The organism is Shewanella subflava (assembly GCF_025971955.1).
In the GTDB taxonomy this organism is placed as follows: domain Bacteria; phylum Pseudomonadota; class Gammaproteobacteria; order Enterobacterales; family Shewanellaceae; genus Shewanella; species Shewanella subflava.
In genome coordinates this window covers 193,421-215,347 of record NZ_JAPDMX010000003.1, presented here as the reverse complement: position 1 = coordinate 215,347, position 21,927 = coordinate 193,421, and the positions used below count along the sequence as shown (strand labels likewise).

The 21,927-nt window shown below is 44.0% G+C and carries 18 protein-coding genes and 1 other RNA gene; 6 read left to right on the top strand and 13 right to left on the bottom strand.

Going from position 1 to position 21,927, the window contains the following annotated elements; all coding sequences use genetic code 11:
- Positions 1-68: 68 nt before the first annotated feature.
- Positions 69-494 carry a CBS domain-containing protein gene (locus OHT75_RS03135; protein ID WP_264724982.1) on the bottom strand — a complete coding sequence of 142 codons (426 nt, stop codon included), beginning with the start codon at positions 492-494 and terminating at the stop codon, positions 69-71.
- 309 nt (positions 495-803) lie between these two features.
- Here OHT75_RS03135 and OHT75_RS03130 point away from each other — a divergent pair, with 309 nt between their 5' ends.
- Complete coding sequence (locus tag OHT75_RS03130) at positions 804-1,643, top strand: CLCA_X family protein (protein ID WP_406681953.1); 840 nt, start codon at positions 804-806, stop codon at positions 1,641-1,643.
- A gap of 150 nt (positions 1,644-1,793) precedes the next feature.
- Here OHT75_RS03130 and OHT75_RS03125 read toward each other — a convergent pair whose 3' ends face one another.
- The 7 genes from OHT75_RS03125 to OHT75_RS03095 all read right to left on the bottom strand — a co-directional run bounded on the left by OHT75_RS03125 (position 1,794) and on the right by OHT75_RS03095 (position 11,077).
- Complete coding sequence (locus OHT75_RS03125) at positions 1,794-2,639, bottom strand: DUF2971 domain-containing protein (protein WP_264724981.1); 846 nt, start codon at positions 2,637-2,639, stop codon at positions 1,794-1,796.
- Positions 2,640-2,980: 341 nt separating this feature from the next.
- Positions 2,981-5,869 (bottom strand): aminomethyl-transferring glycine dehydrogenase, encoded by a 2,889-nt coding sequence (gene gcvP / locus OHT75_RS03120; protein WP_264724980.1) that lies wholly within the window; start codon positions 5,867-5,869, stop codon positions 2,981-2,983.
- Positions 5,870-6,075: 206 nt separating this feature from the next.
- Positions 6,076-6,465 (bottom strand): glycine cleavage system protein GcvH, encoded by a 390-nt coding sequence (gene gcvH / locus OHT75_RS03115; RefSeq protein WP_264724979.1) that lies wholly within the window; start codon positions 6,463-6,465, stop codon positions 6,076-6,078.
- 88 nt (positions 6,466-6,553) lie between these two features.
- On the bottom strand, positions 6,554-7,648 hold the full coding sequence (gene gcvT, locus OHT75_RS03110) for a glycine cleavage system aminomethyltransferase GcvT (RefSeq protein ID WP_264724977.1): 1,095 nt from the start codon (positions 7,646-7,648) through the stop codon (positions 6,554-6,556).
- A gap of 231 nt (positions 7,649-7,879) precedes the next feature.
- Positions 7,880-9,103 (bottom strand): FAD-dependent oxidoreductase, encoded by a 1,224-nt coding sequence (locus OHT75_RS03105; protein WP_264724975.1) that lies wholly within the window; start codon positions 9,101-9,103, stop codon positions 7,880-7,882.
- 68 nt (positions 9,104-9,171) lie between these two features.
- On the bottom strand, positions 9,172-10,449 hold the full coding sequence (ubiH, locus tag OHT75_RS03100) for a 2-octaprenyl-6-methoxyphenyl hydroxylase (RefSeq protein WP_264724974.1): 1,278 nt from the start codon (positions 10,447-10,449) through the stop codon (positions 9,172-9,174).
- Positions 10,450-10,501: 52 nt separating this feature from the next.
- A complete protein-coding gene (locus tag OHT75_RS03095; RefSeq protein ID WP_264724972.1) occupies positions 10,502-11,077 on the bottom strand; it encodes a UPF0149 family protein in 576 nt (191 codons plus the stop codon).
- Positions 11,078-11,294: 217 nt separating this feature from the next.
- Here OHT75_RS03095 and OHT75_RS03090 point away from each other — a divergent pair, with 217 nt between their 5' ends.
- The 3 genes from OHT75_RS03090 to OHT75_RS03080 all read left to right on the top strand — a co-directional run bounded on the left by OHT75_RS03090 (position 11,295) and on the right by OHT75_RS03080 (position 12,638).
- Positions 11,295-11,603, top strand: coding sequence for a cell division protein ZapA (locus OHT75_RS03090; RefSeq protein ID WP_264724971.1), 309 nt, complete (start codon positions 11,295-11,297; stop codon positions 11,601-11,603).
- A gap of 43 nt (positions 11,604-11,646) precedes the next feature.
- Positions 11,647-11,829: non-coding RNA, 6S RNA (ssrS, locus tag OHT75_RS03085), on the top strand.
- Between the two features lie 8 nt (positions 11,830-11,837).
- A complete protein-coding gene (locus OHT75_RS03080; RefSeq protein ID WP_264724970.1) occupies positions 11,838-12,638 on the top strand; it encodes a 5-formyltetrahydrofolate cyclo-ligase in 801 nt (266 codons plus the stop codon).
- 109 nt (positions 12,639-12,747) lie between these two features.
- Here OHT75_RS03080 and OHT75_RS03075 read toward each other — a convergent pair whose 3' ends face one another.
- Both OHT75_RS03075 and folM read right to left on the bottom strand, forming a co-directional pair.
- Positions 12,748-14,040 carry an O-acetylhomoserine aminocarboxypropyltransferase/cysteine synthase family protein gene (locus OHT75_RS03075; RefSeq protein ID WP_264725141.1) on the bottom strand — a complete coding sequence of 431 codons (1,293 nt, stop codon included), beginning with the start codon at positions 14,038-14,040 and terminating at the stop codon, positions 12,748-12,750.
- Between the two features lie 121 nt (positions 14,041-14,161).
- Positions 14,162-14,887, bottom strand: a complete 726-nt coding sequence (gene folM / locus OHT75_RS03070; RefSeq protein ID WP_264724969.1) for a dihydromonapterin reductase — start codon at positions 14,885-14,887, stop codon at positions 14,162-14,164.
- Between the two features lie 445 nt (positions 14,888-15,332).
- Between folM and OHT75_RS03065 the strand changes: the two genes are divergently transcribed.
- A complete protein-coding gene (locus tag OHT75_RS03065; protein ID WP_264724968.1) occupies positions 15,333-16,004 on the top strand; it encodes a hypothetical protein in 672 nt (223 codons plus the stop codon).
- Positions 16,005-16,107: 103 nt separating this feature from the next.
- On the opposite strand, the gene OHT75_RS03060 is transcribed toward OHT75_RS03065, so the two are convergent.
- Entirely contained in the window at positions 16,108-16,971 is an 864-nt protein-coding gene (locus OHT75_RS03060) for an ion transporter (RefSeq protein ID WP_264724966.1), read from the bottom strand.
- A 78-nt stretch (positions 16,972-17,049) separates the two neighbouring features.
- A complete protein-coding gene (gloA2, locus tag OHT75_RS03055; RefSeq protein ID WP_264725140.1) occupies positions 17,050-17,439 on the bottom strand; it encodes an SMU1112c/YaeR family gloxylase I-like metalloprotein in 390 nt (129 codons plus the stop codon).
- Between the two features lie 180 nt (positions 17,440-17,619).
- On the opposite strand from gloA2, the gene OHT75_RS03050 reads away from it, so the two are divergent.
- Positions 17,620-18,540, top strand: a complete 921-nt coding sequence (locus OHT75_RS03050; RefSeq protein WP_264724965.1) for a manganese-dependent inorganic pyrophosphatase — start codon at positions 17,620-17,622, stop codon at positions 18,538-18,540.
- Positions 18,541-18,765: 225 nt separating this feature from the next.
- Here OHT75_RS03050 and OHT75_RS03045 read toward each other — a convergent pair whose 3' ends face one another.
- Positions 18,766-21,831 carry a transglycosylase domain-containing protein gene (locus OHT75_RS03045; protein ID WP_406681952.1) on the bottom strand — a complete coding sequence of 1,022 codons (3,066 nt, stop codon included), beginning with the start codon at positions 21,829-21,831 and terminating at the stop codon, positions 18,766-18,768.
- Positions 21,832-21,927 lie beyond the last annotated feature (96 nt).

Here is a 21,927-nt window from a genome sequence, read left to right as displayed (position 1 = left end):
GAAGTGATCACTTCGGGCTTTTTGTTGTGGATCAGCTGAAATGCCTAACGTCTATCAACCTTTAAAAGTTATTTTTGCAAAAGCAACAAGCGCTGACACAGTTTGACAAAATCAGACGATGTCACAATACCAAGTACTTTGTTTTGCGCATCAACCACAGGTAAGCAACCCAGCTTATTATCAATAAAATATTGCACCACCACAGTCAGCGGTTCATCTAAGCCTAACTTTTCTGCCTGGGTTTCCATCACATCTCGAATAGGTTTATAGCGCTCTTTTCTATCTAATGCCCCTTGACCATATTTATTCAACATAGTTAATACGCTGGCAATCATTTTTTTATGGGTCAATAAACCGATAAACTCTCCGGTTGTTTCTGAAATCACGGGTAAATGGCGCACATTTCGACTTTGCATCAATTGATGGGCATCCTTCAAACTGGCCTCATCACTTATGCACACTGGATTTGGGGTCATGATATCGCACACTTTCATGGTATTACTCCTTATACCTAACGATGATTAAAGATTAGTCAAAATAAAAATGAATAGCGAGTAACAAGTAACAGTAGTGATTCATAGGTCTCACTATAAAACCGCTAACACTTTGACCCATTCAGCAGTAAAGCCTTTATATACCCAAGTTCACCGCTTAGGATTATCAGAGAACGTTGGGGGCGTCTCTGGCAATAAGCCGAAGCGGATACCGCCCACCCTTTAGGTTAAATTTGTGCTAACTGATCCATTAACACGTATATGCTGTACTTATCCATCTTCAGTTTTTGGTTTTATCAAGAGGTACATTTGGCTACACGGCATTCATTATTGCATCACCAGCGTCATTTTGAACGTATCGGCCCTGATTACCGTCAAGGTGAGTCAGTGAGCTTTTTAGATATTAAACACACCTTTGGCCTACAGCATATACGCGTTGGTAAATGGGTTAATCGCACCGAATCAGCCTTAGCGGCTAACTTAATATTTGATGCATTGGCAGACTTAGCCAATATTTTACGTGTACCACCAGAATTAATTGGTCTTCGTGGTAGCTTACGCTTTGCGTTTGGTCATGGCGGGCAAAAAGGCGTACAGGCACATTACTCACCAGCCTACCGTGAATTAGCGTTAGCCAAAAATGCAGGCGCTGGCGCACTAGCCCATGAGTTTTGGCATGCGTTTGACCATTACATTGCCGACAAAATGTATCACAACGACAGCCTACTCGATCCCTATCACCTTAACCCTTATGCCTGCGCCAGTGACCATTGGTTAGCCGATAAACAGCTCATCAACCATCCACTTAATCAGCAATTGTCGAAGTTGTTTGAGGTAACTTTACTAAGCAACAATAGCCAACACCCCAGTGATTATGTGCGCCGCGCTATTGCACTTGATAAACAGCAACAAAGTTTATACTTTGCCAAACCCACTGAAATGATGGCCCGCGCCTTTGAAGCCAGTATTGAAATGCACTCACAAACACATGCCGCTATCGCCAACCCATATCTGGTTAACAGCACCATTAATTCCCCCTTAGCAAAATTGGGCGCTTACCCTGACGCAACCCATTGCGCCGCCATTTACCAAGCTATCATGGCTTATTTTGAACCCTTAGGGAGTGCATTTGATAAACAAGGGCGATAGAAAACAGAGACAGTCATTGTGAATCTTAACTAAGTACCTTTTGATCCTCCCTCAAACTCAAGCTATATAACTGTTTTTGTTATTTGTAAGAATTAACTAGACAATAACCTCGTTTTTCAAAAATAAGTTGTTTACTCCGTTTATACAAGATCAGTTCCAAGCAACTTGTTTAAGCTCATAGCTGTTTTGTCTCATCATCATCTTTTCTATGCTTGCATGAGGGTATTTGGATTGCATGATGTCTTTAAGAAGGTTTACTTGAGCGTTTGGCATCTTGTCACCAATAACAATCTTTATCAAAGCATGATGAGGGTATTTTATCAAAGCTTTATCGGAAAATGATATGAAGCGAACCTCTTGTTCATGCTTCCAATGCTCAGACTTGGTTGATGCTGCTGTAGCTACAATCTGATAACCACTGAGAGTCTTATTTTGAATCAATTCAAGCCTATCATTGACAGAGAAAATATCCGACACTCTCAACTCATCGGGTTCATTCTGGTATCGCACTTTGAATCCAACGGCTTTTTTTTCTGTTGATTCGAATATTGCCTCTTGTAGTACCTTCTGGTCAAAAACCAAACAAAACCCCCTTAACCCATTAGCGTAATGCCCCCACATCCGATTATCAATTAAAACGTTGTTTTTAGAGCTTGAGTCATAATATGAAAAGCTACAAATTCGGCTAATAGAGTTCAAATTCCCAATCATTTCGCTGGCCATTTGAAAGCAGCCTCGCTCTAACAGCTCAATATTTGACAACTTATCTGGATAATGAACACCTGTTAACTGAAAGTAAACATTATATGATTTAGGATCTTTAGGCGTGATTCTTTGAATAGCGAAGCTCTTTAACTCTTCAGATAAGCTCCTATCGATTCTACATCGCCCCTCGAAAGGATCATTTTGGCTTTCTAATTTTCCAAACCAAAGCTCATTGTTAGAAAGCGCTGTTAAAGCATTCGTATCAAACGACCTAAATTTATAAAAATACAAGGAAAATCCTTCTTATAATGTGGTTTTTACACTACTGCCATTCTTATAACTTGGTAAGTTTCGCTAGCTTTCAAAATAACAATACATCGTCCATATTAAAAATACAGAAAGTCCTGTGATAAAACTTCTAAAAATCCCAAATTCAATCCCCCAGATAATAGCTCCTAAATAAACGGGGCCAGAGCCAGAGGGGTCACCTACTTATCGAGCAAAAGCAACCAAATAGCGTTACTGCCGAAAGTAAGACAAAAAAGCCGCTGCTTTTCTCCTCGGAGTTGACTGGTGTCAATGAGAAGAGAAAAGTAGCGGCTGATGCAGTATTATTGAGGTTAAGTAGCTATTTACTCGTAATCAGATAATGGTGCACAACTACACATCAAATTACGATCCCCATAAACATCATCAATACGGTTAACCGTTGGCCAGAACTTGTTGGCCTTAACTGATGCAGTTGGGAACACGGCCACTTCGCGGCTATATGGGCGTGAGTCGAACTCAGGGTCCATAATATCGGCCATGGTGTGTGGTGCATTGTGCAATGGGTTGTTGTCGGCTGGCCACTCGCCAGATTCCACTTTAGCAATCTCAGCGCGTATAGATACCATTGCTTCGATGAAGCGGTCTAGCTCTACTTTTGACTCTGATTCTGTTGGCTCAATCATTAACGTACCCGCAACTGGGAAGCTCATGGTTGGGGCGTGGAAACCATAGTCGTTTAGACGCTTAGCAATGTCCATTTCAGTCACGCCTGATGCTTCTTTAAGCGGGCGTAAATCTAAAATACATTCATGGGCTACGCGGTCATTACGGCCTGTAAATAATACTGGGTAATGTGCAGATAGCTTTTTCATCACGTAGTTAGCGTTTAACAGGGCTGTTTGCGTCGATTGAGTCACACCTTTAGTGCCTAACAACTTAATGTACATCCAGCTGATAGGTAAAATGCTAGCACTACCGTAAGGCGCTGCTGATACGGCACCGTTGTTGTCGCTTTCACGACCAGGCTTAACCACAACGTGACCCGCAACAAATGGCGCTAGGTGAGCTTTAACACCGATTGGGCCCATACCTGGACCACCACCGCCGTGCGGAATAGCAAAGGTTTTGTGTAGGTTTAAGTGCGATACGTCGGCGCCGATAAAGCCAGGTGAAGTTAATCCAACCTGTGCGTTCATGTTGGCACCGTCTAGGTACACTTGACCACCGTATTGGTGAACAATTTCACACACTTCGCGGATAGATTCTTCATACACACCATGGGTAGATGGGTAAGTGATCATAATGCACGATAGGCTGTCAGCAAGCTCGCTAGCTTTAGCACGTAGATCTTCTAAATCAACGTTACCTTCTTTATCACAGGCGGTTACGACTACTTTCATCCCTGCAAGCTGCGCCGATGCTGGGTTAGTACCGTGTGCCGATTGTGGAATTAAACAGATATCACGGTGCGCGTCGCCACGAGACTCGTGGTACTTTTTAATGGCTAATAAGCCTGCGTATTCACCTTGTGCACCCGAGTTAGGCTGGATACAAACTGCATCGTAACCTGTGATGTTGACAAGATAGTCTGATAATTCAGTAATTAACTGAGTGTAGCCTTGCGCTTGGTCTAGCGGACAGAATGGGTGCATGTTAGCAAATTCTGGCCAGCTAACGGGTAGCATTTCGACTGCCGCGTTAAGCTTCATGGTGCACGAACCTAATGAGATCATTGAGTGGTTCAATGCTAAATCTTTATTTTCTAGACGCTTGATATAACGCATCATTTCAGTTTCGCTTTGGTAGCGATTGAATGTTGGATGGGTTAATACCGCATCCTGACGTACAAGTGCTGCTGGAATAGATTGGCTACCGCTAGCAATAACCTGTGCATCCAGCGCAGCAACGTCTAAGCCATGGCCTGCGCCTAAAATTACATCAAATAATGCTGCTACATCAGCACGTACTGTGGTTTCATCTAAGCTGATACCAAATACGCCGTCGGCGTCGATACGCAGGTTAATGCCAGCGGCAAGTGCGCGAGCATTAATGCTTGCTACGTCTGCGCCCGCTACGCTGATGGTGTCAAACCAAGTGCTGTTAACTAGGTTTAATCCTTTAGCTTGTAAACCTGCTGCTAAGATATCAGCAAAACGATTAATGCGTGATGCAATGGTTTTTAAGCCTTGTGGGCCGTGGAATACGGCATAGAACGATGCCATGTTGGCAAGTAAGATTTGCGCAGTACAAATGTTTGAGTTGGCTTTTTCGCGGCGAATATGTTGCTCGCGCGTTTGCATGGCCATACGCAATGCTTGGTTACCACGGGTGTCTTTTGACACACCAATGATACGACCTGGCATTGAACGTTTGTGCTCGTCACGGGCAACGAAAAACGCAGCATGTGGTCCGCCGTATCCCATTGGTACGCCAAAACGTTGTGCACTACCAAATACCACGTCAGCGCCCATTGCGCCCGGTGATTTCAGCAACACTAACGACATGATGTCGGCAGCAACGGTAATGATGGCTTTGCTTTCACGTAAAGTGGCAAATAGCTCGGTGTAATCGGTAATTTGACCGTGACGGTTAGTGTATTGGAACAACGCACCAAATAGCTCGTAGTTAACGGCTTCATGTGCTGGGCCAACAACCACTTCAAAACCAAAACATTCAGCACGGGTTTTAACCACGTCTAATGTTTGTGGGAACACATCATCGGCTACGAAGAAAGTGTTGGCTTTTTTCGCTTTAGACACACGCTTGGCTAGTGCCATGGCTTCTGCAGCGGCAGTGGCTTCATCAAGCAATGATGCTGAAGCTAAATCAAGACCGGTTAAGTCCATCGACATTTGTTGGAAGTTAAGAATGGCTTCTAAACGACCTTGCGCGATTTCTGGCTGGTAAGGCGTGTACGCGGTGTACCAACCTGGATTTTCAAACACATTACGCAAAATAACGTTGGGTACTTGTACGCCGTAGTAACCCATACCGATATAGTTTTTGAACACTTTATTTTTATCGGCAATGTTACGGATGTAGCTGATACCTTCAGCTTCACCACATGAATCACCAATGGTTAATTCCTGTGGTAAACGAATTTTACCCGGCACGGTTTGTGCGGTTAAATCTTCTAACGACTCTGCACCAACGAAGTTCAACATTTCTTGCTGTTGAGCTGCATTCGGGCCAATATGACGTGTTAAAAATAATTCGTGCTGTTCTAATTGTGTAAGCGTTTGCTTGGTCATGATTAACCTTGTTCCAAATTTGCCAGTAGTGGGCTGTAGGGCACAGTTACTGGGTATGTGTGAAATAGTGGTACGTGTGAATGGGTGTAATACGTCGATATCTTCCAAAAAGGTTATTTTTGTTGATATTTTTATTTAATGACGTGTTGCAACGCGCCACACAAAACAAAGAAGCTCCCGAGGGAGCTTCTCAGTGCCGACAAGATTTACTCTTCGTCGATAACTTCTTGATAGCCTTCAGCATCTAATAGGCTGTCTGCTTCAGACGCATCAGATGGCATAACGCGGAAGAACCAACCGTCGCCAAATGCATCGCTGTTAACTAACTCTGGCGAATCTTCTAGCGCTTCGTTAATGGCAATCACTTCACCAGAAATAGGTGCATAGATATCAGATGCCGCTTTAACAGATTCCGCAACTGCACAGTCTTCACCAGCGGTAACCGTGTCACCCACTTCTGGTAATTCAACGAATACCATGTCACCTAAAAGCTCTTGAGCGTGCTCAGTAATACCTACTGTGTAGCTACCGTCAGTTTCAAGACGGATCCACTCGTGTGAAGAAGCATATTTCAAATCTGCTGGAATGTTGCTCATTGTCGTTGTCCTTTAATCTGGTTCTGTAATCTGTAGTAAAAATTGTCCAGCTAGCCAGACATTATCCATGCCTGGCAAACTGCTTAATTTAGAATGCTTGTTTGCCGTTACGTACAAAGCTTGGGGCAATCACTTTTACCGCAACGCGTTTTTTACGCATTTCAACTTCGGCAACCGCACCAATACCGTTTGGCACGCGTGCCATGGCAATAGAATAGCCTAAAGTTGGCGAGAAAGTCCCGCTAGTGATCGCACCTTGATGCTCTACACCGTTTTCGTCGGTGAAAAACACTGGCATATCATGGCGTAAAACGCCTTTTTCTTCCATAACCAGACCAACTAATTTGTCGGTACCTGCGGCTTTTAATTGGGTTAATGCGGCGCGGCCAATAAAGTCACGGTCGCTTGGCTCCCACGCTACGGTCCAACCCATGTTAGCGGCTAATGGATTAATGCTTTCATCCATGTCTAAGCCGTATAGGTTCATACCTGCTTCTAGGCGTAATGTGTCACGTGCGCCTAAACCACATGGACGAACGTCGACATCTAATAGCGCTTGCCATAGTGCTTCTGCTTCGGTTTCTGGGACGATAATTTCGTAGCCAGCTTCACCAGTATAACCCGTGGTGGCAATAAATAGGCTGCCAGATTGCACGCCAAAGAATGGCTTCATGCCTTCTACTGCTGCGTTTTGCTCGGCATTGAACACTTTGGCGGCTTTGGCTTTAGCGTTAGGGCCTTGAACGGCGATCATCGCTAGCTCTGGACGCTCAGTGATGGTGACATCAAAGGCTGCAGCTTGCTTGTTGATCCATGCGAGGTCTTTTTCGCGGGTAGCTGAGTTAACCACAACGCGATAGTGCGTGTCGGTTAAGTAGTAAGTGATAAGATCGTCAATGATGCCAGCGTTTTCGTCTAACATGCCGCCGTATAGGGCTTTGCCTGCTACGGTAAGTTTGGCGACATCGTTTGCTAATAGCTTACGTAAAAATGCACATGCGTCTGTGCCAGTCACATCGACAACGGTCATGTGAGACACGTCAAACATACCCGCGTCTTGACGAACAGCATGATGCTCTTCGATTTGCGAACCATAGTTGATTGGCATTTCCCAGCCGTGGAAATCCACCATCTTGGCGTTAGATTCTAAATGCTTGTTGAAGAGTACCGTTTTGCTAGCCATTCTTATCCCTTATTGTGGGTAGTGCTATGTTAAAAACACAGCCTAGGTATTTGCTAAAATTCGGCCAAAATTATACTCGGCAGAGTTGGATTGTATACAAAAAAATTTTCTAATCCGACAGACTTATCATTAGTTTAGCTAATGCGACACATGTAATAAATTTACAACCCATTTAGATGAAAAACATCTATAGGGCTATATCACCTGATATATAAGCGATTTTACAGATTCTCAAGATGAAATTGATTCACGACACAGTTTAGGTAATGTCATCTTGTTACCCATGGCCTGTCTGACGAACACTGTTTTCAGACCAGCAACATTATCAACCAGTGACAATCCGATGTCGCGGATGGCTTTTTTCACTGGATTGCGTCCAGCAAACAGTCGCTTAAAGGCTTCCATGGTGGCAATCATTTCCATGGCTTCAGCTTTTCGCCAGCGCTCTAACGCACGTAAATGACGATAATCGCCAATATCTTTGCCCTGCTCATGCAGCTCTGTCACGGTTTGAATAATACTGGCAGCATCTAAAAAGCCTAAATTAACCCCTTGTCCTGCCAACGGATGCACTGTGTGGGCGGCATCTCCAGCTAACACTAAACGATGACGGGCAAAATGACGCGCATAACGCATGCGAAGTGGAAACGCATGGCGCTCGCTTATCACTTCACATACACCTAAACGGCTATCTAAGGCGGCGGTTAACGCATGGCCAAAGGTGGCATCATCTAAGGCTAACAATTGCTCAGCATGTTGTGGCGAGGTTGACCATACAATCGAACACAGGTTGTCTTCATATAAGGGCAGCATGGCCAATGGGCCGTCGGGTAAAAAAGCTTGGCGGGCAATGGCATCGTGGGCAAGTTCGGTGCGCACTGTGGCAACAATGGCGTGATGGCCGTAATCCCAAAAGGTGAGTGGTATTTGGCACTGCTGGCGTACCCATGAATTAGCACCATCAGCCCCTATCACTAACGCAGCTGACATATTGTCGCCGCTTTCAAGGGTTAACCATGCTTCGCGCTCACCAAATGCCACGCGTTGCAGTTTTTGTTGTTCGATATGAGTGATGTTGGTGAGCTCACTGACTCGTTTTGCCAGCGCAAAGCTAATGGCGTCGTTTTCAATGATCGCCCCCAAATGGGTTTCGCTAATAGCGTGGGCGTCAAACTCAATCTTCCCCATACCGTCTTTGTCCCACACCATCATTTTTTGGTATGGGCTAACTCGGCTATGGTCAAGATATTGCCATGCTCCTAGGTTGGTTAGCAGTTGTTGGCTGGCTTTATTAATGGCGCTGACGCGCAGTTTGGGCTCACCACTAGGGGCTTGTGTGCTGCTAGCATCAATGACCACTACCTTTAAATTGGCTTCAGCTAAGCCAATTGCGGTAGCTAATCCCACCATTCCGCCGCCGACAATGGCGACATCAAAAGTTTGGCTGGTATACATAGCAGTGTCCTTTTAAAGCATCAGTGAAAAAGTAAATCGGTGTAAAACGTTGGCTCGTCAAAAAAGAGTTAGCGCCAGCCCATCGCAATTTGCGCCACTGGCCGTTTTAACGGTGGTAACCAAGACAGTAACCTTAACCCCAATGACCGCCCTGCGACGAGAGGCCAATATTGATTAGAAAAACCACGCACTAAAAATTCGATATTACGCAACGTGCTGTGGCGATCGTCCTGCCGCGCCGCCAAATATTGATGCACTATGTCACTTGCCCCCACATCAAAGGGCACAGAGTGATTCAAGGCGGTATCGTCAGCCTGTTTAAGTGCGGTTTCAATCACCTGTATTAGCCCCACTACATCACGTAGGCCTAGGTTAAACCCTTGTCCAGCAATCGGGTGTAAGGTTTGTGCGGCGTTACCGACAAACACGCAACGATGGTATATAGGCCGTGGCATGGTGGTTAACGTTAGCGGGTAAGTGATGCGTTTACCAACTTGGGTAAAACGCCCTGCCCGATTGCCAAACACCTGTTGTAGTTGCTGCAAAAACTCGGCTTCATCTACCTGAGCCAATTGCGCGGCTTTTGCAGGTGAAACAGCCCACACAAGTGATAATCTGGCATGGTTTGAGGCGCGCGGCGCTTGACCTTTACCCGCAGGCTGATTGCTCATCGGTAATAAAGCTAATGGGCCTGAGTCGGTAAATCTTTCATAGGCCCAATGGTGATGCGGTTTATCGGTTTCGACATTAGCCACCACAGCGCTTTGCTGAAAATCAATTTGTTCGGCGTGTTGTTTTAGCTGCTCACGCACCACTGAATTAGCCCCATCTGCCGCCACCAGCAATTTAGCGCTAAGGGTGATGCCATTATCTAAGGTTAAATAATGCCCCTGTGCGTCACTACTAAGCTGGCTGAGTTTTGCGGGGCAAAATAAGCTGATGTCCGCTTGTTTAAGTCGTTCAAATAACACCTGCCCCACTTGGGCAAGCTCAACCACCTGACCGAGTGCCGATAAGCCTAGCGGCTTGGCGTTCAGCTCGGTCATACCAAAATGACCGCGATCTGAAATGTGGATGTCTTGAATTGCAGTGCCTAAATGACTCAGCGCTGGCCAAATACCCAAGCGAGTGAGTTCAAAAATAGAGCCATGGGCAATAGCAATTGAGCGGGCATCAAAACCTGGGTGACTGTCGTCGGCTTGCTGCGCTTCAATAAGGGCGATAGATAACGGTTGCGCTCGACCTTGATTGAGCTTGGCAAGCCCTAACGCTAGAGTGGCGCCAGCCATGGCGCCGCCAATTATGACAATATCAAAGGGCTGTAATGCTGCTGATGCTGAATTCATATCTCAACTCAATCGCTTATGTATTTGCGGCTAAAACCTGTGGCTAAATAATTTAGTGAACCGTTTGGATGGTGTCGGTGTTGTCCATCTCGGGCTCTGGGCCAAATTCTGAATAACATAAAATAGCGGCCATGCGGACAAACTCTTGTAATTCAATGTAGGCGGCTTCTGACTCTTCATCATCACCGACATCAAATTCAACTTGGGCGATTTCAGCAAGATCTTTAATCACCTCTTTGACATCGTCCGATGCCTGATTCAATTTTGGCTGAATAATCGCAATGCCAGTTAAAAAACTTTGGGTCCACAATGATAATGCTTCAACCCGATGCGAAAGCGACACTTCCTCTTCTGGCAGTAATAAGGTGAAGCCGAATTCAAAATCAACCAAACGGGTTACTGTATCTTGGTAAAGCTCGGTGATCAGTTGGAGTAAGTTGCTTTCTAATGCCTGACCATCGTTCATTAAATCAATTAATGGGCCAATCCAAGTTTGGTTGTCCTGTTCAACACCACCACAAATTAAACCTACCAATGCACCGTGAACTTCTACTGGGTGCTGGCCAATTTCGGCTTCATCGAGGGCTTTTTTGAGGTTGTCGATACAAAATGAAGGTGGGGTTGCCATGGTACTTTCCTAAAGGGCGATAACTTTCCCAATGCTAGCAGAGTTCGCTATTGTCGCCAAATACTTGCCACCACGATGTGATATAAAAGCCAGATTTGCTCAGACATACAGCAAATAGATAAAAAGGCGTCTGCTTGCCTTGCGCTTTTAAATCCACACCTATATAGTTCGGCTTTAACAAAATATGCTTTTTTATAAAGGATCTGGCCGCGACGTTATGAGTACCAGCGCTGTTGAAATAACCCTTTTAGGGCGCACTTACTCTATTGCATGTCCCAAAGGACGTGAGGATAACTTACGCACTGTAGCCAGAGAGGTTGAGGCACAGCTCACCAACCTTAAAACCCGTACCAATAGCTTGAGCCGCGAAGAATTAGCCATTATGGCCGCGTTAAATATTGGTAATGAATTGTTTGAAGAAAAGCAGAAAAATAAACACTATATGGCGCAAATGGACGAGCGTATTTCTTTGTTGCAATCTACGCTGGAAAATTCGTTGATTGAACGAAGTCGCAAGGACGACTAGAATCAGTTTTAGATACTTGCGTTAAGCAACTATCGACCTGTTTTGCTCCCTGGGATATGCGTGTGTTGGTAATGTCCCTGTGCCGATATTTACAAACCCAGGGTGAATGCTTTCATTGACATTGTGCATGCTCGGCTCGTATCGAGAAGCCTTAGGATATGATCATTTACCCGCCTTGAACCTACGGTTCAAGGGCTTACACCAGCCACGGTATTCTGGGGAGCATCCTAATTTATGACGTTAACTCGCTACATGAACACTGCTGAAATACCAGCAGAGTCAGCACCAGCCAAAACCACGTATTTCTCATCTATTAATAAACATTTAGACAGTGCTAATCAGGCATTGTCTGCGATAGACGCTGGCAATCAACATCTGCATATTGATAACCTGGCCCATCAAGACTCTGGCTTTGAATTAAGTAATCAAGAGCGATATGCCCTATTTGATAGCCAAGGAATGAGCCGCGACTTTATTCGCCGTCATATTCGTGAAGAACGTAAAAGCTTCACCCCTGCTGAACAACATCAATTAGCATTAATCGCTAGCCGTCATATGCTGGCTGAAATTCAGCAACGCAATGCCGAGCATGTCGCGTTGTACCTCAGCTTTGATGGTGAACTTGCCACTGAAAAATTGATTGAAGCCCTATGGCATATTGGAGTGAAAACCTATTTGCCGATTGTGCATCCTTTTTGCCCTGGTCACTTGCTGTTTTGTCACTACCACAGTGAGTCAGTATTGATTAAAAACAAGTTTGGTATTTTAGAGCCTAAACTGAATGTTCAGGACGTGATCCCAACGCCTAAGCTAGACATGATAGTGACCCCATTAGTGGCATTTGATGGTGCCTGTAACCGTATGGGTATGGGCGGTGGTTATTATGATAGAACCTTGAAAAACAGCGTAAACAACAAACCCTTTGCGGTAGGTTTTGCCCACGATTGTCAGCAGGTGAGTCATTTGCCTGTTGAATGTTGGGATGTGCCATTGCCATTGGTGATCACACCCACTCGACGCTTAGCCCGTAGCTAAAGGCGACAGCTTTAACAGCATAGAAACAATCATCCCCAATACATCGAGTGTATTGGGGATGATTCGTTTATGACTTAATAAAATACATTAAGATTTATAAATCAAACATTTAACTTGATGCTTTTTCCAGTGCTTGGCTGACATCGGCAATAATATCGTCGATATGCTCAATACCCACTGAAATCCGAATTAAATCTTCTGACACGCCCGCTTTAGCCAACTCAGCTGCATCAAGTTGCCTGTGGGTGGTGCTGGCTGGATGACAAGCTAATGACTTGGCATCACCAATGTTGACTAAACGTAAAACCATTTGTAATGCATCAATAAACTTACCGCCCGCCACTTTACCCGCCTGCGCATCGGCGGCTTTAATCCCAAAACTGATAATGCCAGAAGCTTTGCCGCCAGTGATTTTTTGGCAACGTTCAAAATGTGGGCTATTGGGCAATGCCGCATAATTAACCCAGCTCACCTGTGGGTGGCTCTGGAGGTATTTAGCTAATGTCAGTGCATTGCTGCAGTGACGCTCCATACGTAAGCTCAGGGTTTCTAACCCTTGCAGCAGTAAAAAGGCACTTTGAGGCGATAATGCTGCGCCGGTATTTCGTAATGGCACTACGCGACAACGGCCAATAAAGGCAGCTGGGCCAAATGCCTCGGTATACACCACGCCGTGATAAGACGGATCAGGCTGGTTAAGTAAAGCAAAACGCGCTTTATTTGCAACCCAATCAAATTTACCGGAATCTATAATCACCCCGCCAATGGTGGTGCCATGGCCGCCGATGTATTTGGTTAATGAATGAATCACAATATCGGCGCCGTGATCAAATGCGCGGCATAAAACAGGGGTAGCGACGGTATTATCGACCACTAGCGGCACCCCATGCTTATGGGCGATATCGGCTAAACGCTGTAAATCGACCACGTTACCTGCTGGGTTGCCGATGGACTCGCAAAATAAGGCTTTGGTTTTATCGTCTATTAAGGCTTCAAGACCTGCATAATCATCGTAAGCGGCCATGCGAACATCAACGCCTTGACGTGGTAAAGTATGGGCAAATAAATTATACGTACCGCCATACAACTGGCTGGTGCTGACAATGTTGTCACCCACCTGAGTTAAGGCTTGAATTGCATAGGTAATGGCCGCCATACCAGAAGCTACCGCTAATGCGGCAATACCACCTTCAATGGCAGCAAGCCGCTGCTCTAATACATCTGTTGTGGGGTTCATGATGCGGGTGTAAATATTGCCAGCCACTTTCAAGTCGAATAAATCGGCGCCATGTTGGGTGTCATCAAAGGTATACGAGGTGGTCTGGTAAATGGGCACTGCTGCTGCCTTAGTGGTGGCTTCAGATTTATAACCATGGTGCAGCGCGAGCGATTCGAGTTTCAAATTTGCCGTTGACATAATACCTTCCTTTGATGATGAGCAGTGTGAATATTGCACTGATATCCACACTAACAAATAGCCATCTAGAAGTCTAAATGTTTTATCCGTTAAATGCTTTCTGCCTTTACATTAACTGTCGCCCGCCATCAACCGCATAACTGCGCCCCGTGACATAGTGGCTTGATTGCAGGTATTCCACTAGTGCGATAATTTCATGATTACCAGCTTCTTTTGGCAATATGGCTTTAGCTAACGCTTTGACTTTATATGCATCATCGTCATGTTCGTTAAATAAAATCATCGCGGGGGCAATAGAGTTAACTTTAACGTGTGGGGCAAGTTTACTGGCAAAAGATAGGGTTAAGTTGTGCAATGCCGCTTTACTGGCCGCATAGGCAATATGTTTTTTACTGCCCTTTTCGGCAACATAATCAGTGATATGAATAATATTGCTGGCGCCTACCACATCGGTATTTAGCTGGGCGCTTTGTATTAATAAATCTGCCAATGCGAGGTTGATTTCATAGGGAGCATTTACATGAACCTGCATCATACGATTAATGGTGTCACTGGGGCTTAATGGATTATTATCGGGTAACCAATCTGAAGCGTTATGAATAATGCAATCTAAACGCGCAGCGCTGTTAACTTGCTCAATTAAATTGGCAACCGATGTCGTTTCGGTTAAATCACATTGGATCAACGTTGCGCCCAATTTACGCAGCTGCTCTATGCTGTCGTAGTGACTACGATAAGTACCAATCACGTTATCACCACGGGCTAAAAAGTGCTTTGCCAGTGCATAGCCTATGCGTTTACCTACGCCTGTAATCAATACCGTCTTATTCATATACTTCTCTTATTTATGAAGATAGAGTTGTTATTTTTCATCACCTTAGCATATTAAAAGGCGTGAACAACAGGATTAGTTGTACATTACATTATTGATAGAATTGCATACGTTCTACCTGGTGTTGTAACTCATTACGTTGATAATCAACAAATGGATTCATTAATATCTGCAATGCTAGTTGCTAATGGTTCACTAACAAAACAACAAGCTTACTATTAGCCTAAGCTATCTATATCAGGCTAGCATAAGTTAACTTTGTGACGTTTTAATGCATCAAAGGTAGATACCAATCATCATAAATAACTTATCATTCTAGCTTGTGAAAATAGCTGATAAGTGCGTTAGTTTTTTGATTGAAGAATAAATGCTTATCAAAAAATTTGCCTTACTATCAGGCCTTTTTTACGCTATTTCTGTCCACTTACTGCAATGGGTATTACCGATGAATAAATCCCTGTATGTAATCATCTCTGTTGTCTTCATATTGGCGCTCTATATTGGCTACGGGTTTATGCCTGCAACGATAAACCATCAAGCTATCAGCCAAACTGGTGAACCATCATCTTCAGCTAACACCCTGAAAGTTAAATATGATGATGTGATGCTTGCCTTGTTTAGTTTTAAAACCGACAAACAGTGGCAAATACAGCTGCCAGAATCGCCTGCCAACAAGCCCATATTTGTGCCACTGACCGAGCTAAAGCAAGCTGATAACGTGCATTTAGCGATTGGCCATTACCAAGATGAGTTTGAGTTAGGTTCGGTTACTCTCGATTACAGCAAAATTACGCCAATCAACTTAGGTAATCCTGAGCATGAAATGCTATTTGTTGCGCCCTTTGTGGTAGCGAACCAGGGTTCGGGAAATTTTTGGTATCTGGGACTGTTCCGCTTAAATAATCAGACGGCTGACATCCGCCACATCGACAGCCTGCTGTTAGGGGATAGAATAAAGCTCAACACCATTGACATAATTGATCCGCTTAATGTTAGCCAACTTAAACTTAGTTATTGGCAACATGGTGAGCAACAGGCAATGGCGCAAGCGCCTAATCAATTGGTCGAGCAAAATATAGCGGTTTCGCTAACTGGGTTAACTCAGATAACACACTGAATAATTTGAGTTAATCTATCTTTTGCCGCTTCAGTTAAATAAAACAGGCTTAAACTGGCATATCAGCTCAAGCCTGTTAACGCTGAAGGTATTCACATTACCTCTAGCGCGGCACTTTAGTGGCATTTTCCGTTAACATCGCCGTTAACTGATCGATCTTAGCATGCAGTTTTTGAATCTCTAGTGCAGTATCATCAGGAGTAGCAAGCATTGGCGTTTGCTGTTCACCTTGCGAATCTACTGGTTGTTTTGTTTGATGGTCACGCATAATTTGGGCCTCTTCGCCCATAACATCTAACACAGTTCCCACCATCATATTTAAAAACGTAAAAGTAGTTAGAAAAATAAAGCTTAAATAAAATATCCAGCTTAGTGGGTATACCGCCATGGTTTCGTACATGATGGATGTCCATGATTCGAATGTAGAAATACGAAACAAGGTCAGCATGGCAATAGACACATCACCCCATAAAAATGCATTGATATGACCAAAAATCATACTGCCGACTGCGCCATAGATATAAAAAATCACAAACATCAGCAGCACGATATAACCCATGCGCGGAATCGCTTTAAACAAGGCATTAATCAGCATGCGCAGCTCAGGCACCATCGACACTAAACGCAATACGCGGAAAATTCTCAGTAATCGTGCTAATAACACGGTTGAACCGCCTAATGGAATTAAGCTGCCAATCACAATTACTGTGTCAAAAATATTCCAGCCTTTTGAAAAAAAGCTTTTAATCCCGTCACTGGCGATATAACGAATAATCAATTCAAACAGAAAAAATACTGTAATACCAATATCTAATACCCATAAGCTACTTTCTAGCCATGGCGGTAAATGATAGGTGTGAGCGCCAATGGAGAGTGCTGAAACCACAATGACAAAAATCACAAAGCCCTGAAAAGCCTTACTACTATTAATGATTTTAAGTTTATTTTGTAGGGTAGTAACAGACATAAAAATGAACGCTCCTGCAAACATAAGTACAACAGATAAAATGTGGCAGGAGACTACAGAGGTTGGCTTAATATTGCCTTAAAAGTGATGAGAATAAAGCTCTAACGGCAAACCGTCTGGGTCATTAAAAAACGTAAAGCGTTTTTGAGTATATTCATCTACACGGATAGGTTCGACATCAATATTGTGAGCAACCAAATAGGCGACCACCTGATCGATATCATCAACCTTGAATGCCAAATGGCGCAACCCTTGCGCCTCGGGATAACTGGGACGAGGCGGCGCATGGTTAAAAGAGAAAAGTTCAATTTGACTACCATCGGGTAACGCTAAATCTAGCTTGTACGAGTCGCGTTCGGCACGATAATGCTCAGCAACAATACCCAAACCTAATATGTGATGGTAAAAGTGCTTTGATCGAGCATAATCGCCACAAATAATCGCCACATGATGAATTCCCAGTAACATAAATAATTCCATTGCAACCCATGTTAATGAAGATGTTATAGCACACTATGGCTCACCAATATGCTGGAATAATGGCGCTGATGAGGTTTTTAACACGACATGATAGCTTTTTTTCGTATAAGGATTGGTCAAGCATTTAAATCTTGCTAAAATCGGCGCAAATTTAGAGGAGTCTTAACAATGTCAATGTATGTAGTGGGTCATAAAATCCCTGATTCAGATTCAATTTGTGGTGCTATCGCGTTAGCGTATTTAAAAAATCAAATTGGCGAACCTGCGATTGCTGCACGTTTAGGTGAATTATCACCTGAAACTGCATTTATTCTAGACCGTTTCGGCTTTGAAGCTCCTGAGTATAAAACCAGTTACGCTGGCGAGAATGTGTATATTGTTGATCACTCTGAAATCACTCAGGCGCCAGACGATATTGCCCAGGCTACCATCGTAGGTATTGTGGATCACCACAAACTGGGGGATTTAACCACATCAACACCGTTAGAGTGCTGGATCCGCCCTGTGGGTTGTAGTAACACTGTGATTAAGATGATGTATGATTTCTATCAAGTAGAAATTCCTGCAAACATCGCCGGTATTATGATGTGTGCCATTTTAAGTGACACGGTTATTTTCAAATCACCAACCTGCACGACTGCTGATATTCGTTGCGTTGAAGCCCTTGCTGAAATCGCAGGCATTGAAGACTTTAAAGAATTAGGCATGGACATGTTTAAAGTGAAGTCTGCAGTAGAAGGAACACCTGTGCGTGATCTTGTTATGCGTGATTTTAAAGACTTCAACATGAACGGTAACCTTGTCGGTATCGGCCAACTAGAAGTGATTGATTTAGCAGTATTTGATGCCATCAAAGCAGATTTAGTTGCAGATATTGCAGCCCTAAAGCAAGAAGGTAATCGCCACAGTGTATTATTGCTACTGACTGATATTATGAAAGAAGGCAGTGAAATGCTGGTAATTTCTGACAGTGCAGATCTGACCGAGCGTGCTTACGGCAAAGCAACAGTAGACGGTAAAGTGTGGTTAGACGGTGTATTAAGCCGTAAAAAGCAAGTTGTGCCATCACTACAGCAAGCATTTGCTTAAATTTGTGCCCATCAATCTTCATCTGTTAAGTGTTTAACACACTAACAGAGACAAAAAAGTCAGCTATTTTTGGCTGACTTTTTTATTGGCTGCTATTCATTACGGTCGAGTTTAGCGCTAGTCGCAGCAGTAATCTTCACTCATTACTGATAACGCGTCGATAAGCTTAAATGAATTGTGGCAAACAAATCTAAGCCACTATTCACTCAACCATGGCTAACATGCTTACTCAGCATCATCGGCTAAACATAAAGGCTGAGCAGCAAACAATTGCGGCGTTAATATCGGCAACATGCCTTTAAGCACTTGCAAAGGCAATGCGGAGGTAAAGCTGAAATCATCCGCTTTTGCGCCAGGCACAAATGCTGTTAACGTGCCAAAGTAGTTATCACCAAGGTAAAACACAAAAGTCGCGGTGCGGTTCATTGCCGTAGACGACACTTTGCGGCCATTACGGATTTCGGTGGCGATACGGTTGTCACCCGTGCCCGTTTTTCCCCCTAGGCGCACAATATTACCATCAGCATTGATAATGCTGTCTTTTAGCCTTCTTGCGGTGCCCTTTTCAACCACATTGGCTAAAGCATTTTTTAGCGCCATAGCCACTTCAGGACGCAATGCTTGAATAGGCTGTTTAATGTCATTAGTGAATTTCACTTCATATGGCGTATCTTGCGCAAAATGCAATTTCTCAATCCGTACGGTTGGTACACGCACGCCGTCATTTTGAATAATTCCCATCAACTCGGCCAATGCCGCTGGACGGTCACCAGAGCTGCCTAACGCTGAGCCTAATGAAGGCACGATAAAGTCAAAGGGGTAACCCATGCGCTGCCACCGTTGATGGATACTTAAAAATGCTTCCACTTCTAGCATCACTTTAATCCGCTGATCGCGGGCATTTTGATGGCGAGTGCGGAATAACCAACGATATACTTCAAGCAAGGTTGCCTGACTGTCTTCAAGCACCTGGGTTAACTTGGCATCTGGATAATCATTTAAGTAGCTTAATACCCATAACTCTAATGGATGCACCCGCGCAATAAATCCCTGATCAGCCAGATTGAATTTATCTTGGCCATATTTATTGTATAGGCTATTAATTTGCTTATCGGTTTGCGGTTTGTCGGGCATTCTCTCGCGCAGAAACAGTTTTAAATCTTCAGTACTTTTATAAGGCTGTAAATACCGATACGTTGCCGATAAGCGGTGTTCTGAGGCTTGCACGCCATTAAAGAAAGTCTCTAATCTTTCAGGGGGCGTTAACGCTTGGTACTTGCGATAAAAACGGCGCACAAAAGTGCTACCTTCACGCTTAGCAAAGGCTTTTAGGTATTCTTCGCGGCGTGGGTCTTTATCATTACGCAGTAATTGCGACATGCTACCTTCACTGTTATAGCTACTGCTGTAGTTAACGATATCTTGCATGAGACGCACAAACGGCAAATTTACTGAGTCTTGTAAGGCTTCATATAAAGTGGGGTTGCGGGTGTTCTCTTTCTTTTGAAAGTTATTAAACGCATGCAAACCACCGCCTGTGAAGAAACGCTCATCAACCGATGCAGAATATTTACGTTGTAATGCCGCATCTAGCATACGCGTTAAATTTCTATCGCGGGTTTCAATTAAATAATCCACCACCCAACGGGTAATTTTATCTTTAGGTTCTACATCTATTCGGTATAAATCGGCCACGGTTTTATCTGCAAAACGCTGTTGCAACTCAGCCACAATATCAAGGTAAGTGGCTAGCACCCTTAACTTAGCGGTTGACCCTAGTTCAAGCTTACTGCCTTCATTGATATCAAAAGGTTGGTCGGTACTGTCGGTTTGTACCCGCACCCTATTCACACCGCGATCTTTTTCAAATAAGGTAAAGCTATACAACACATTAGGCAGCTGATCTGGGGTAAGTAATCGCTCACCTAATAACCCAACCCGCTGGGCATTCTCCTGAGAGCCTAGACCGCGTAAATAATTCCCCACTTGCTGCTGCAAATCACCATGAAAAGTAGATTGCACCGTTAAATCCAAACGATCTAAATCAAATAAGTTACTCGATAGCATACCCGCGGTTCTGATCCGCACAGCATTAACGCCTTTGTTGTTTGGCTTATCTGGCACACCTTTGCGGCGATCAAACTTCAATTTTTGTTGCATTGCTGAGTTCATCAATTGGGGATCAATTAATGCGTAACTCACTAGTAATCTAAGGTGGCTATCGACCAGTTGCTCTAAATCATCGTGTCCCTGTAATAGGTAATATGAAGGGCGGCGCTGGGCTATCATTAACGCCACAATTTGCCTAAAAACTTGTCCACGCTCATTAGCCGTTTTAGGGTCGTGTGGTGACATTAATAACTGATTGGCACGATTAAAGTCGGTTTTAAACCAAGCCCATAATCCATCACCAATACCATGCACTTCGCCAAAGCCTGGCGCGGAAGATAACGGCACTGTATTTAAGTAGTCTTGTACTATTCGCTGTCTGGCTGCCAAGGTGTTTTCACCTTGCTGATACACGCGCACCATCGCCGAGCCAATTTGGAGTAACTTGTCTTCAATACTGGAGGTTAAACCAAACTCAGAATGGCGGAACTTTTCAATCTGGGTAGCCAAGGTACTACCGCCCGCCTTGGACATGTTAACGCCCACTTTTTCAGCAATTTGAGTTATACTAGCCACCACAAATCGAGGCCAGTCGATCACCGGATTATGATTAGGCTCTGGGTTCCAAAGCTCACGGTTTTCAATAAATAATAAGGTATTAGTGACTTCGCTTGGGATAAGGTCACTGTCTTGATAGGCTCTGCTTGGGTACAGTGCATCAAATACATTTTCATCGCGGCAGTCTTTAATAATTAAACCTGACTGGGCTTTTTCATGATAAGGCGGAAAGAAGCCATAGCGAGTGTAGTCCATCAACATGGGGGAAAAGCTGGCTTGCCGCTCAATCGTAAAACCATTTTTAACCAATCTATCAATAAATTGGGGTAACTTAGTGTAGCCATGGCGAATATCAAACGGGCCATACTGTGGGTAAATCACTTTGTCACTCGCAAAGGGCACCACTTGATATGTCAGTTGTGTACCGTAATGGTTAACTAATTTAGATTGGTAATGAGAGGTTTTAACTTCGAAGGCAACAAAAACACCTACAGCCACTAATAAAATAATGAAAAGCAAGATAAACAGCAGTTTACCTCGACGGCTAGATTGGGCTTTTTGTTTTTGTTGAGAAGATTGAGGCCGATAATTATCAAACTTCATATCTAGGTTTGGATCTGACACAATCACTCCGTTGAAAACCAAAACACTGACAACATGTCAACGTTGCATCCGCGAATTGAATATAACACAAAATCGCTGATGTATTTTATCAGATAG

Coding starts and splice junctions, on each gene's coding strand:
- OHT75_RS03105 (WP_264724975.1), bottom strand. CDS start 9,103: ATGTATACCAGCCAAACTTTTGATGTCGCCATTGTCGGCGGCGGAATG.
- folM (WP_264724969.1), bottom strand. CDS start 14,887: ATGAATAAGACGGTATTGATTACAGGCGTAGGTAAACGCATAGGCTAT.
- ubiH (WP_264724974.1), bottom strand. CDS start 10,449: ATGAATTCAGCATCAGCAGCATTACAGCCCTTTGATATTGTCATAATT.
- gloA2 (WP_264725140.1), bottom strand. CDS start 17,439: ATGTTACTGGGAATTCATCATGTGGCGATTATTTGTGGCGATTATGCT.
- OHT75_RS03090 (WP_264724971.1), top strand. CDS start 11,295: ATGAGTACCAGCGCTGTTGAAATAACCCTTTTAGGGCGCACTTACTCT.
- gcvP (WP_264724980.1), bottom strand. CDS start 5,869: ATGACCAAGCAAACGCTTACACAATTAGAACAGCACGAATTATTTTTA.
- OHT75_RS03065 (WP_264724968.1), top strand. CDS start 15,333: ATGAATAAATCCCTGTATGTAATCATCTCTGTTGTCTTCATATTGGCG.
- OHT75_RS03060 (WP_264724966.1), bottom strand. CDS start 16,971: ATGTCTGTTACTACCCTACAAAATAAACTTAAAATCATTAATAGTAGT.
- OHT75_RS03080 (WP_264724970.1), top strand. CDS start 11,838: ATGACGTTAACTCGCTACATGAACACTGCTGAAATACCAGCAGAGTCA.
- OHT75_RS03050 (WP_264724965.1), top strand. CDS start 17,620: ATGTCAATGTATGTAGTGGGTCATAAAATCCCTGATTCAGATTCAATT.
- OHT75_RS03095 (WP_264724972.1), bottom strand. CDS start 11,077: ATGGCAACCCCACCTTCATTTTGTATCGACAACCTCAAAAAAGCCCTC.
- gcvT (WP_264724977.1), bottom strand. CDS start 7,648: ATGGCTAGCAAAACGGTACTCTTCAACAAGCATTTAGAATCTAACGCC.
- gcvH (WP_264724979.1), bottom strand. CDS start 6,465: ATGAGCAACATTCCAGCAGATTTGAAATATGCTTCTTCACACGAGTGG.
- OHT75_RS03135 (WP_264724982.1), bottom strand. CDS start 494: ATGAAAGTGTGCGATATCATGACCCCAAATCCAGTGTGCATAAGTGAT.